General features: G+C 34.0%; 14 protein-coding genes. 3 read left to right on the top strand and 11 right to left on the bottom strand.

Features of this window, described 5'->3' with window-relative positions; all coding sequences use genetic code 11:
* The first annotated feature begins 4 nt into the window (after positions 1–4).
* Positions 5–1198, top strand: a complete 1194-nt coding sequence (gene nhaA, locus B5X64_RS10505; RefSeq protein WP_079465176.1) for a Na+/H+ antiporter NhaA — start codon at positions 5–7, stop codon at positions 1196–1198.
* On the opposite strand, the gene B5X64_RS10500 is transcribed toward nhaA, so the two are convergent.
* Together B5X64_RS10500 and B5X64_RS10495 are read right to left on the bottom strand one after the other, a co-directional pair.
* On the bottom strand, positions 1185–1562 hold the full coding sequence (locus B5X64_RS10500) for a hypothetical protein (RefSeq protein ID WP_139377606.1): 378 nt from the start codon (positions 1560–1562) through the stop codon (positions 1185–1187). The two genes, nhaA and B5X64_RS10500, sit on opposite strands and share 14 nt — an antisense overlap.
* A gap of 1 nt (position 1563) precedes the next feature.
* Positions 1564–2577, bottom strand: a complete 1014-nt coding sequence (locus tag B5X64_RS10495; RefSeq protein ID WP_079465173.1) for a YihY/virulence factor BrkB family protein — start codon at positions 2575–2577, stop codon at positions 1564–1566.
* Positions 2578–2608: 31 nt separating this feature from the next.
* On the opposite strand from B5X64_RS10495, the gene B5X64_RS10490 reads away from it, so the two are divergent.
* Complete coding sequence (locus B5X64_RS10490) at positions 2609–3082, top strand: 23S rRNA (pseudouridine(1915)-N(3))-methyltransferase RlmH (RefSeq protein WP_079465172.1); 474 nt, start codon at positions 2609–2611, stop codon at positions 3080–3082.
* On the opposite strand, the gene B5X64_RS10485 is transcribed toward B5X64_RS10490, so the two are convergent.
* From B5X64_RS10485 to secD, 9 genes are all read right to left on the bottom strand, one after another.
* The gene (locus B5X64_RS10485) at positions 3083–3409 is read right to left on the bottom strand and encodes a hypothetical protein (protein ID WP_079465170.1); all 327 of its coding nucleotides are present in this window, start codon (positions 3407–3409) and stop codon (positions 3083–3085) included.
* Between the two features lie 204 nt (positions 3410–3613).
* Positions 3614–4069, bottom strand: a complete 456-nt coding sequence (locus B5X64_RS10480) for a tRNA (cytidine(34)-2'-O)-methyltransferase (RefSeq protein ID WP_079465169.1) — start codon at positions 4067–4069, stop codon at positions 3614–3616.
* Between the two features lie 14 nt (positions 4070–4083).
* A complete protein-coding gene (locus B5X64_RS10475) occupies positions 4084–5070 on the bottom strand; it encodes a hypothetical protein (protein ID WP_123920848.1) in 987 nt (328 codons plus the stop codon).
* Positions 5071–5087: 17 nt separating this feature from the next.
* Positions 5088–5429, bottom strand: coding sequence for a tetratricopeptide repeat protein (locus B5X64_RS23030; protein ID WP_228418857.1), 342 nt, complete (start codon positions 5427–5429; stop codon positions 5088–5090).
* Positions 5401–5904: a tetratricopeptide repeat protein gene (locus tag B5X64_RS23025; protein WP_228418854.1), complete on the bottom strand. Its 504-nt coding sequence runs from the start codon at positions 5902–5904 to the stop codon at positions 5401–5403. The genes B5X64_RS23030 and B5X64_RS23025 overlap by 29 nt, the downstream gene beginning before the upstream one ends.
* Positions 5901–6467 carry a phosphatase PAP2 family protein gene (locus B5X64_RS10465; protein WP_079465166.1) on the bottom strand — a complete coding sequence of 189 codons (567 nt, stop codon included), beginning with the start codon at positions 6465–6467 and terminating at the stop codon, positions 5901–5903. The genes B5X64_RS23025 and B5X64_RS10465 overlap by 4 nt, the downstream gene beginning before the upstream one ends.
* 3 nt (positions 6468–6470) lie before the next feature.
* Entirely contained in the window at positions 6471–6806 is a 336-nt protein-coding gene (locus B5X64_RS10460; protein WP_079465164.1) for a Sec-independent protein translocase subunit TatA/TatB, read from the bottom strand.
* Between the two features lie 60 nt (positions 6807–6866).
* A complete protein-coding gene (locus B5X64_RS10455) occupies positions 6867–8084 on the bottom strand; it encodes a TCR/Tet family MFS transporter (RefSeq protein ID WP_079465163.1) in 1218 nt (405 codons plus the stop codon).
* Positions 8085–8438: 354 nt separating this feature from the next.
* Positions 8439–11336: a protein translocase subunit SecD gene (secD, locus tag B5X64_RS10450; protein ID WP_079465161.1), complete on the bottom strand. Its 2898-nt coding sequence runs from the start codon at positions 11334–11336 to the stop codon at positions 8439–8441.
* 208 nt (positions 11337–11544) lie between these two features.
* Between secD and B5X64_RS10445 the strand changes: the two genes are divergently transcribed.
* On the top strand, positions 11545–12906 hold the full coding sequence (locus B5X64_RS10445; protein WP_079465160.1) for a PQQ-dependent sugar dehydrogenase: 1362 nt from the start codon (positions 11545–11547) through the stop codon (positions 12904–12906).
* Positions 12907–13185 lie beyond the last annotated feature (279 nt).

The raw sequence follows: 13185 nt of genomic DNA, 5'->3' as shown, positions 1-13185 counted from the left end.
AAAAATGATGTTGACCCAGTATTTTAAAAAATTTTTCCAAAGCAATCAATCATCCGGAGTTTTACTCATCTTGTGTGTGGTTTTTGCATTAATTATCGCCAACTCTTCTTTAGGAACTGGTTTTCAACAATTTTTAGATTTTCAATTAGGCTTTGAAGATTTACATTTAAAATATCCAATCAGTATTTGGATTAACGATGGTTTGATGGCAGTTTTCTTTCTTTTGGTAGGGTTGGAAATTAAAAGAGAACTTGTAGAAGGTGAGCTTTCATCTTTTAAAAATGCTTCGTTGCCAATTTTTGCAGCAATCGGCGGAATGTTGGTTCCTGCAGTCATTTACACCGCATTTAATTTCGGAACAGAATACAGCAACGGATGGGGAATTCCGATGGCAACCGATATTGCTTTTTCTTTGGCTATTATTTCAATGTTGGGAAAAAAAGTTCCGGCTTCGCTAAAGATTTTTCTGGCGGCTTTAGCGATTGTAGATGATTTGGGTGCCATTTTGGTGATTGCTATTTTTTATACCGAACAAATTCACTGGATCTATCTTTTGCTTTCTTTTGGTATTGTTGCGGTTTTATTTCTCTTAAATTATCTGAAGGTTACAAAACTGGTTTTCTATATTGTTCCGGGAATATTTTTATGGTATTTCCTGCATCATTCAGGAATTCATGCAACAATTGCGGGAGTTTTACTGGCTTTTACGATTCCAACTAATGTTTCTAAAACAAAAATTTCACCTTTAGAAAAACTTGAACATTCGCTCCATTTCCCAGTGAGCTTTATTATCATGCCTATTTTTGCATTGACAAACACCAATATTGCCTTTAATAGCAGTATGGTTGACGGATTATTCAACAGTTTAGGATTGGGAATAATTGGCGGACTTGTTTTAGGTAAACTGATAGGAATTAATCTTTTCTCATTAATTGCTATAAAACTAAAAATCAGTTCGCTTCCCCAGCGCTCTTCGTGGAATCAAATGATCGGTGTCGGTCTTTTAGCGGGAATAGGATTTACAATGTCAATATTCATTGCCTTGCTTTCTTTTAAACATGAAATATCTTTTCAGGATGAAGCTAAATTTGCGATTTTAATTGCTTCATTTATCGCAGCAGTTTCCGGATATTTGATTTTAAATTTTAGTGCAAATAAAAAGAGAATAAAAAAACATAGGAAAATCAGTTCTTCTTAACGGTCCAGTTTCCTTTAAGGCCGCCCATTTCCCAGGTTCCCATTTTCGAATTAAGATTACCGATCAGCATAAAACCCGATGCTGCTTTATTTGTGGTGTTAAAAGATGCGTTTATAAAACCAGTAAGATAAGTTTCACTTGCGTTAAGAGTATTCCTGGTTATTTCTATCGTTCCTTTTTCGCTTACATTAATAATCAGGTTTCCACTCACGTCTCCAGTGTAAGTTCCGGTATAATTTCCTTGATATGGTGAAACAGCGTTCTGTTCTTGTTTATTCTCATAAATCTGATCGATAACATCTTCACACGACTGAAAAGATACAAGAGATATAATCATTAATACGACTGAAATAGATTTTTTCATCCTAATTTTCTTTTTTCTCATGATAGGGTCTTCTGTGTTCATCATCACTTTCAAGATTGGGCTCAGAATTTTGAGAATGATAATTTTTTGCTTCTCTTTTGATTTCGTCTGAAAGCAATTTTTCAATTCTTAATTTTCTCAATGCCATATTCAGTTCGTTTCCAAAAAGCAAAAGATAAACATTTACATTCACCCAAACCATTAATAAAATCATACTTCCAATGGAACCGTAAAGTACATTGTAACGGGCAATATTTTTCACATATAAAGCAAAGAAATACGTGGTCACAACAAACAGAACGGTTGTAAGAATTGCTCCAGGAATCGCCTGTCTGAATCTGATAATTTTGACCGTTCCCAACCAGTAAAACATCGCCAATAGGATAAAATAAAATACAGGAAATGATACAAAACCAATAATTTTGGAAAGGTTTTTCACGAGCCATGAAACATCATAAGACGGTGTAAACAGTTTGAGCACAACTTCCACATAATACACGCCGAAAAGCGCCAAGAAAATAATACTTACAAAACCAATGGTGATAAAAAAAGAAAGTATAAATTCTTTTACATCCGTCAGCTTTTCTTCTGAATTTTCATTGAATCCGTTAATTAAAGAAAAAGTACCGTTCGTGGCAAAAACAAGTGCCACAAGAATCGTTAAATTACTGATTCCCTTCATGTTGGGGATGATACTATCTTCAATATAGCTTCTTACATCGCCTTCAATATTTGATGGGAAAATATTATGCATTAAAACTTCAAAAATATAGAACTGAAGCTTATCATAATGCGGCATATACGGAATTACCGAAAGTAAGAAGAGTAAAAAAGGAAATAAACTTAAGGTAAAACTCCATGAAATGGCAGCTGCTTTCCTCCCTATATTACCTTTAAAAATTCCTGAAATATAGATTTGAAACATCTGCAAAAGCGATATTCCGAGTACCGGAAGATGGATGTCGTCTAGAAATTCTTGAAATTTCACGATAAATTTAGGAATTTTTAAAGCCATAAAGTATATTTGCGCTTAGCAAATATAAGAAATGCGAATCAGTTTAGTTTGTATTGGTAAAACAGATGACAAAGAAATTACATCTTTGATCAGTTATTACCTTATCCGCCTTCCAAAACATTGGAATTTTGAGATTACAGAAATTCCGGATGTGAAAAATGCCAAAAATCTTTCGTCGGACCTTCTCAAAAAAGAAGAATCCAAATTATTTTTAAATCAAATCGATAAAAATGATCTGGTCATTCTTCTAGATGAAAAAGGGAAACAGTTTACCAGCCGTGAATTTTCACAGAAAATAGATTCATGGATGAATTCTTCCGTAAAAAAAGTTCATATCCTGATTGGTGGAGCGTATGGTTTTTCAGATGAGATCTACAACAGAGCCAACGAAAAAATGTCATTATCTAAAATGACTTTTACGCATCAGATGATCCGACTTTTTATTGTAGAACAGCTTTACAGAGCAGATCAGATTTTACAGGGAAAACCTTATCACAACGATTAACTATTTTGTAGTAACCGAAATAATCTCTTTAATCCCTTTTTGTCTGAATTTTTTCTTTACAGAATCGTCTAAAAGTACTTTTACGCCTTTTACATGATCTCCTTTAAGTTCTTTAAGATCCTCAAGTGAGCTTTCATTTTTATCAATAAAAATCAAAGTAGTTGCTTTTAATTCAGGAGACGCTTCATGTCTTTTAACCGTATTTCCTAATAGTGAATTGGTATTGATAGCAAGTTCATTTTTAGTTTCCTGAGCAAAAGCTGTATTTGAAATTGCTAAAGTCATTACAAAAGCTGTCGATAAAATAAGTCTAGAAAATGTTTTCATAATTTAAATAAATCTTCAATAAGTGATATTCTTCAAATATACAAAAGACTTTTAATAAAATTTAAATTTCATTATTTTTTAACTATAATTAGGAGTGATCTACAAATCACAATCTGCATTAAATTGCTTTTAGTGAAATTGTAAAGACAGCAAATTCCAAAAGAACAAATTTTGAAAAATAAACACGGAGTATTCCTTTGAAAACTATTTTTTTAAGGTAATCTGTCTTTTCGCCTCTCCTACTACAAATGCAACCGAATTGGCGATATTAAAGCTTCGAATCAATTTAGACATCGGAATCGTCAAATGATTTTCAAAACGGTCTAAAACGTCTTTGCTCAAGCCTACACTTTCTTTTCCGAAAACCAACCAATCTCCATCCTGAAAATCAATTTCCAGGTAAGATCTTTCAGCATGTGAACTCATTAGAAAAACACGAGACAAATCAGGGATACTTTTCATCCATTCGTCGACATTTTCATATTCTGTTACATCAAGATGCACCCAATAATCTAAGCCGGAACGTTTCAGGTTTTTATCATCGATCAAAAATCCGAAAGGATGTATTAAATGCAACCTGCTTTCGGTTCCTACGCATAATCTTCCGATATTTCCGGTATTATTAGGGATCTCTGGTTCTACGAGAACAATATTTAACATGATTTTTTTTATTTTTATTTAAATGATGAATCTGTTTTGTATCTGTATCTAACTTCAGTGAAAGATGATAAATAATATCTGAAGTGTTCTTTTTTATTTTTAATTATACCCTCGGTTGTTTTGAATCTTCTTAATTGCGAATTATTGGGGAAAAGGATCGATGAATTATTACTCCTGCAAATTATACATTTGTCATCCAAAACTGATCTTCGTGTACAAACTAAACATTTTTGTAAGTTCAAAATTCTGTTTCGCAATTCATTCTGTTCAATAGATAAATATTGTGAAGGAATTTTTTTCAATACCTTAAAAAAATTGAAGGTATTGAATGAATTAAAAGGTAAATACTGTGTAGGATCAAAAACATATCCGTCAATAAAAATGTCTTCATCCTTTATTTTAGATAATTTTAACCAATACTCTCCTTCTCCCCCTTCAATCTCTATTTTTTTAATTTCCTGCCAGTTTACGTTCATGAACTTTTTCAAAGAGGTCTCGTAGTATCTAAATCCTGCCGCATTGATCTTTGTGATTCTATTTTTTTGTAAATTTGAAATAATGCATTTTTGACATAAGTACTCATCATTAAAATGTTCTACTTTCTTTATGCTGCTACAATTATTACAGGTCAAATGGAATATCTCTTTATATTTTCTGTAAATATCCAAACATTTACTGTTTGCCTCGGCACGAAAACCTTTGATAACAAATTCGCCCCAAGAATATTTATAATCGAGCGGTACATCATTGGTCCATCCGTTAGCCGATAGATCATCAAACATTTTTCTCAAAGTTTTTCTCCATCCGGTCGGAAAATCTTTAACTACGTATTCAATATATAGGTTTTGAGTCATTCTTGAAAAATCATAATTCCTTTTTTTCAATTCATCAATTGAACCGGAAATATATTCTTTTTGATAACTGAAACTCGCGACATGTATCTGGTAAACTAATGTATCGGTATTTTCTTTTTGAATTTGTTCTTTGTAAGGGTTTTCCATAAGTAAAATATGCCAAATTATTTTTTCGCACACTTACCTTCAAACTCTGTCAATAAAGCTTTTTCGTGACCCAATGCAGCCGCTTTATCTAAATTGGAGCATGCTTCTTTATCTTTTGCAGATTCAAATAAAATGATAGCTTTTGTAACATAAGACTGCGAAAATTTAGGATCGATAGAAATCGCTTTATTGATGTCTGCTAAAGCTTCTTTTGATTTTTTCATTTTCAGATAAACATCAGCTCTTCCGTTGTAAAGCAAAGACTCAGGTTTTTCGGTAAGCAACTGGTTGTAATCTTTTAAGGCACCTTCAAGGTCTCCGTTATTTTTTTTAAGATTGGCTAATCCTGTTCTTGCCAAAAATATTATCGGGAGCAAAAGTGAGAATTTGTTTCAGATCTGCCATTGCAAAATCTTTTTTGCCTAAATTATTGTAGATCTTGGATCGTATTAAATAAATTTCAGCATTTTCAGGTTCAAGTTTCACCCCTGTATTGGCATATTCTAAAGCTTTTGTACGATTTCCTTTTTGATTATGTAAAGAAGCCAGACTTTCGTAAACAGCAATAGATTTAGGGTTTGATTTTAAAGCAGATTCATAGGATTTAAAAGCCAAAGTTGTTTTACCTAATCTTCTTTGTGCAGTTCCTAAATTAACGTAATATTCTGATTGATATTTCTGAATATGTTCTGAAAGCACCAATTTTGAATATTGCTCTTCAGCACATTGGTAATCGGCTTTTTTAAAACATTCTTCAGCTATTTTTTTATCCTGAGCAGATAAAAAACCGAAAGACGTTATCACTACACTAAGAGTGAGTAAATGTTTTTTCATGGTTTTATAGTTTGTTTGTTTATCACTTTTTTTGCGAGCACAGCAAAAAGCCCTCCCAATAAAGTTCCAACAAACGCCCCTACCAAAATATCTATCGGGAAATGTACTCCTAAATATATACGGCTGTAAGCCACAACTGCAGCCCAAACAAATATAGCATAAGGAAACCATTTAATTTTATCTTTCAATAAAAAACTTAAATAGCTTGCTAAAAAGAAAGTATTTGAAGCATGTGCCGAATAAAAACCATATTGCCCTCCACATTTTACAATACGCATTACGTTTTGAATTGAAGGGTCATGACAAGGTCTTAATCTTGCAACGCCATATTTAAAAATCCCTGAAACCTGGTCTGAAACAGTGACTCCAATTGCTATGAAAAGGAGAATATAGAGCAGAGATTTTAATTTGAAATTTTTGTATAAAAGATAACAGAGAATTACATACAGCGGAACCCAGATCCAGGTTGCAGAAATCATCATCCAAAACTGGTCAAACGGAGTATCGCCTAAATTGTTGAGATAAAGGAAGAGATTTTTATCTTCCTGAATAATTTCTTCCATATTTTAACGGCTTACCGGTCCTTCGTAAGTTTCATCATCTGCAGGTTTTACTTTTGGTAATTCTGTTTCAGAAGGCTGTTCCTTTAAAATATTTTCTTCGATGTTCTTCATCGGGTTAAAATCTTTTGCAGCATCTTTTACTTTCTCGATCTCACGTTTTATTTCAGAAACAGGATTATCTGTCTCTTTCATGATTTCAGTTTTGATGTCTTCTACTGCGCCACGCATTTTTCTCACTCCCGCTCCAAGGTCGCGAGCAATTTGAGGTAGTTTATCCGGACCAAACAAAACTACAATTGCAATGGCAATAAGTGCCATTTCTCCAATGCTTAATTCCATGGTGCTAAATTACAAAAGATTATATATATAAATTATGATATATTTAATTTTAAATAAATTTTAAGATTTATTTTTCTGAAAAGCATAATAGGTAACCACTACACTTACAGACATTAAGATAAATGCTAAAAAGAAAGGTGCTCCTGAAAATTTAAACGGTGCTTCGTCATGCGTAAAAAAGTAGAATAAATTGGTCATTACAGGCGGTCCGATGATGGATGTGGCGCTCATTAAACTCGTTAAAGCGCCCTGCAATTCTCCCTGCTCATTTGAAGGAACCGATTTTGTAATCACAGATTGCAATGCCGGACCACAAATTCCGCCCAGACAATAAGGAATTAAAAATACAAACATCATCCAACCTTCGGATGCGAATGAGAACAGTAGCAATCCTATCGCATATAATATTAATCCGTAATAAATACTTTTTTGTTCACCTAGCTTTGGAGTTGTCCATCGGATTAAAACTCCCTGAACCAACCCTACCAAAAGGCCGACGACTCCTAAAGATATTCCGACCATTCTTTCTGTCCAGTCAAATTCATACATTGTAAAGAAGCTCCAGTTACTTTGCACTGCATGACCTGCAATATAAATTAAAATTAAAGCAAAGATTAACCCTGAAATTTCAGGATGTTTTCCTAAAAACTTGAATGAACCAACAGGATTTGCACGTTTCCAACTAAACTCACGTCTTTTGTCTTTATCTAAACTTTCTGGAAGTATAAAATAACCATAAAGGAAATTTAAAAGACATAAACCTGCGGCTGCATAAAACGGAACTCTTGCTCCGTAATGCCCTAAAACACCACCTAAAACCGGACCTATAATAAAACCCAGACCAAAGGCAGCCCCAATTAATCCGAAGTTTTTGGCTCTATCTTTATCTGTAGAAATATCTGCAATATATGCACTCGCGGTGGTAACACTCGCGCCGGTAATTCCTGCAATAATCCTTCCTATAAACAACCATAGAATTGTTGGAGCCAAAGCAAGCAAAATATAATCAATGGCAAAACCAAAAAGTGAAATCAAAATAATAGGTCTTCGCCCAAATTTATCACTAAGATTCCCCACAACCGGAGAAAAAACAAACTGAACGAAAGCATAGGCAAAACCGAGCCAGCCACCGTATTTTGCAGCTTCGCTGATGTCTGCATGAATCAGTTCTTTAATTAATTGCGGCACTACAGGAATGATGATTCCCCATCCCGTTATATCTATCAGCAAGGTGATAAATATAAAGCTCATTGCTGCTTTCTTTTTTGAGTTTTCCATTGTTGTGCAAAAATAAGGAAATCAGGAAAAATATTCGTGTTAAATTGATGAATTGTTGTTGGTTGATAGTTGATAGTTGATGGTTTTTGGTTGATGGAATAACTGTTTTAGTTTTAATTAAAATCAAATTATGCATATCCGTTTTACATCATAATAAAAATTTTAACGCAAAGAGCGCAAAGATTTCTTTAAACAATTCGCTGTTTTTAAGCTCGCAAAGGCGTTTCACTTAGATAAGTACACAAAGATTTTTTTAATATGACAAAAAGCGGACAATCATTAATCAAATTTAAAAGTCATAAAAAAAGAGCCTTTCAAATGAAAGGCTCTTTAATATATTTAATGTAGTTGATATTACTTTGTAGCAAGTAATTCTTTATCTGAAGAAGATTTACCGTGTACGTCTTCTTCTTTTCCTGATTTAAGGAAATCGTAAGCGATTGCCGATGCGATAAAGATGGATGAGTATGCACCAAAACCAATACCGATTAGCAATGCAAACATGAATCCTCTCAAGTTGTCTCCACCAAAGATGAAGATGGCAAGAATTACAAGTAAAGTGGTAAATGTCGTGTTAAACGTTCTACCTAAAGTACTTGAAATAGCATCATCAAACAATCCTGATAAAGTAAGTGCTTTCTTCTCTCTCAAGTATTCTCTAATTCTATCGAAGATAATTACGGTATCATTGATTGAATAACCCAATACTGTAAGAATTGCCGCGATGAAATCCTGGTTAACCTCCATGTTGAAAGGCATTACCGAATGGAATAACGAGAATGCACCTAAGATGATAATCGCATCATGTAATAATGCTGCAACAGCACCCAATGAAAACTGCCATTTTCTAAATCTCACCAAAATATAAAGGAAAATACCTGCCAAAGCAGCAACAACCGCAAGAGTACCATGTGTCTGAATATCATCAGCAACAGAAGGTCCTACTTTTTCAGAAGAGATAATTCCTGCGTGATCTGTATCTGCAGATTTAAATTCTTCTAGAGTCATTTTTGCAGGAAGATTCGGTTTTAAACCTTCAAATAATTTTTGCTCAATCGTCTGGTCAGCTTTCAATGATTCGTCATTGATAAGGTAATCTGTAGAGATTTTCAGCTGATTGCTGTTCCCAAAAGTTTTAGCTTCTACAGAAGAGTTTTTACCATCCTGAGTCGTGAAAACTTTAACTAAACCATTTTCAACATCTTCTGCATTTACTTCTTTATCAAATCTTACAACGTAGTTTCTACCACCCGTAAAATCGATACCAAATTTAAATCCATTAACGAAAATTGATCCTAAAGAAATTACCGTTAAAATTGCAGAAATGATATATGAATATTTTCTTTTTCCAATAAAATCGATCCAGGTATTTCTGAATAAGTTTTTCGTTGGAGGAGTCCAAACTGAAAGACCTTTACCTTTATTTAATCTATGGAAGATCATTACTCTTGAAAGTAAGATTGATGTAAACAATGTCATTACAGCACCAATCAATAGCGTCAATGCAAATCCTTTGATAGGCCCTGTTCCGAAGAAGAACAATACTACCGCCGTCAAAATCATCGTTAAGTGACCATCAATAATTGCATTCAATGCATGTTTGAAACCATCTTTGTAAGCTTCAAGAATATTTTTCCCAGCAAACAATTCTTCTTTAGTCCTTTCGTAAATAATTACGTTGGTATCTACCGCCATCGCCATTGAAAGTACAATACCCGCAATACCAGGAAGCGTTAAAGTAAAGTCTCCGGAATCCATAATTCCGAAAATATAGAATAAGTTGATAATCATTGCAATTACCGCATAAACTCCTGCTAAACCGTAGTAGAAAATGATGTATGCAATAATAATTAAGAACGCAATAGAGAATGATAAAACTCCCGCATCAATAGACTCCTGTCCTAAAGACGGACCTACTTGTGTAGCTTGTACTACTTTTGCACCCGCAGGTAATTTACCTGCTCCTAAAACGTCAACCAATTCTTTAGCTTCTTCCTGAGAGAAGTTACCAGAGATTTGAGTTCTACCGTTAGGAATTGCACCCTGTACATTTGGCGCAGTATATACTCTGTTATCTAAAGTTACAGCAACTGGTTTTCCTACGTTTTTCTCAGTAAGCGTTTTCCAATCTTTAGCACCTTTAGAATCCATTTGCATATCTACCACTACTCTGCTTAATTCATCGTAACCGATGCTTGCAGTTTCTACAGCACCGTCTACCGGAGCTTTTTGATTGATATTACCTCTTATAGCATATAGGACCAAGCTTTTTTCATCCGTAGATTCTGGCTTGTAACCCCACATGAACTGAGTGTATTTAATATTTGCAGGACGTAAAGACTGTGCAATTTTACTATTTAATATCTTGTTTACTTTTGCAGTATCTGTCAATTTCACACTTCCTACAGAGCTCATGCTTCCAGATTTACCACCTTGCATAAGATTAAGGAAATTAGTGTTTTTAGCAACTCCCATAGAGTCACCTTTTGCAGCAACTACAGCCGTTAAAGTCTGGAAATAAGGTGCAACCTCAGCAAACTGCTGTATTTCCCAAAACTGGAGTTTCGCAGAAGTCTGAAGCATCTTTTTTACCTTATCGATATCTTTCATACCCGGCATTTCTACAGAGATTCTTGCCGTTCCCGGAACTCTCTGTACGTTTGGCTGGATAGCTCCTAGTTTATCAATTCTGGTTCTGATTACTTCAAAAGCAGTACCTACAGAAAGATCAATTCTTTTTTTAACAATGCTTCTTACCTGATCATCGGTGGTGTTAAATTTAATCTCAGAAAGATTAGTATTTCCGAAGATTTCAGGATCTGCAAGTTTAAGGTTTGCGCCTTTTGCTTTGTTTACGGCATCAAACTCAACAAAGAAATTGTCGATATAAGATTTTGTAGAGTTTTTTTGAGCTTCATCTGTTCTGTTTAGAGCTTCAATAAGAATAGGATTGGTAGAATAATTAGTTAAATCATTCACCAAATCTCTCTGATTGATTTCCAAAAGAACATTGATCCCCCCTTTCAGGTCAAGACCTAGCTTCATTTCTTTGTCTTTTGCCTTAGCATAAGAAAGTTCTGTAAACCCAAGATTTAAAGTTTCATCCTTTAATCTCTGAATTTCTTTCTCGTTTCCGTTCGCAGCTTCGATTTGCGATTCAATTTTGCCGGCGTACCAGGTTGGTAATAGCTCATTTAAGCAAATTAACCCTAGTACAATAGCAACAATTGTAATAAGTCCTTTTCCTTGCATTTTGTTATAACTACGTTAAATTAAGTCGGCAAATATAATGATTTTATTGATATTTTATGAACTTTTGACAACAGAAATGGTTTATTTTCAGATATATCGGTAATCTTATTTTAACGATATTTTATGACTTATTTTATTAAATATTAAAAACAGGTAATGGTACGAAATTTTCATTTAAACTTTACAACACCTTAAATTTCAAAATATTATGAAAAGACTATTACTTTCAATAACATTATTCTCTTCCCTAATACTACAATCCCAAAGTTTTATTCTGGAAGAATTCGCAACTGGGCTTACAAGTCCTGTAGAAATTACCAACGCAAATGACAGCCGTCTTTTCGTAGTACAACAGAATGGAATCATTAAGATTATACAACCCAACGGAACCGTGAATGCTGCAGACTTTCTTAATATAAGCAGTAAAATCACATTCAATGGAGAAAGAGGACTTTTAGGTCTTGCCTTTCATCCACAATATGTAACCAACGGATATTTTTTCGTGTACTACAACAATACAGCTGGAAATATTATCGTAGCAAGATATTCTGTGAATTCTACCAATCCGAATACCGCTGATCCTAATTCAGAAAAAATTATTTTAAATATTCCAAAACCTTTTGCTAATCATAATGGTGGAAGCATTCATTTTGCTCCTGACGGAAATTTATGGATTGTAACAGGAGATGGCGGAAGTAGCGGTGACCCTAATAATAATGCTCAAAGTAAAAATTCATTATTAGGAAAACTCTTAAGACTTGATATTAATTCTACAGGACCATACAATATCCCTACAGGAAATCCTTTTGTAGGAATCGAAGGTTTGGATGAAATTTGGTCTTACGGACTAAGAAATGCCTGGAAATTTTCTTTCGATCTTACTGCCGGGAATGCAATGATCGCCGACGTAGGGCAAGGTCTTTTTGAGGAAATCAATCGAATGCCGATCACACAGGCGGGAATCAATTATGGATGGAGATGTTATGAAGGAAATAACACTTATAACGCAACTGGCTGTGCTGCTTCTTCAACGATGACATTCCCGGTTGCGATTTATGATCATTCCGGAAGCAAATGTTCTATTACGGGAGGTTACGTTTATCGTGGAACACAAAACCCAAGCTTACAGGGAAAATACTTTTTCGCAGATTATTGTTCTTCACAGATCGGTATGATGGACGCAAACAATTCAATTTCATGGACGACACCATTTACCGGAAATAATTTTTCTACCTTCGGACAAGACAATCTTAAAGAACTTTATGTGGCTGCTGTAAACAATGGTAAGATTTATAAGATTACAACAACAACTTTGGGAGTTCAGGATGCAACATTCAGCCAAGTCAGAGTTTACCCAAATCCTGCATCAGAAAGAATTTTTGTGGATGGATTAAAAGGCAACAACAATATTGCTGAAATTTTCAGTACGGAAGGAAGAAAAGTTCTAGACGAAACAAAATTTGATTTTGAAAACAGCATCAACATCTCGGGAATTCCTGCAGGAGTTTACTACATCAATATTAAATCGGGAGATCTTAGATCTTACAGCCAGAAAATAATTATTAAATAGCCTTAATTCGGCTTAAGAAAAACACATAAGTTATTCATTATGAATATTTATATTTAACGCAAAGATTGATTTTCACAAATCTTATTTTTAAGGAGCAAAGATGAATCAATAAATTGATTTTTATAAAGCTCTCGTTTATTCAAGCTTCATCAGCGACTTGTCGCTATTCTTTGCTCCTTAAAATAATAGCTTAAAAATTAAAATCTTTGCGTGAAAAAAGATTTTGCTCAATTACTTTTCCAAAACTCAGATTAAATAAACAAGCTAATTTTAAAAAAT

The organism is Chryseobacterium balustinum (assembly GCF_900168205.1).
In the GTDB taxonomy this organism is placed as follows: Bacteria; Bacteroidota; Bacteroidia; order Flavobacteriales; family Weeksellaceae; genus Chryseobacterium; species Chryseobacterium balustinum.
This window is presented reverse-complemented; position numbering and strand designations above follow the sequence as displayed.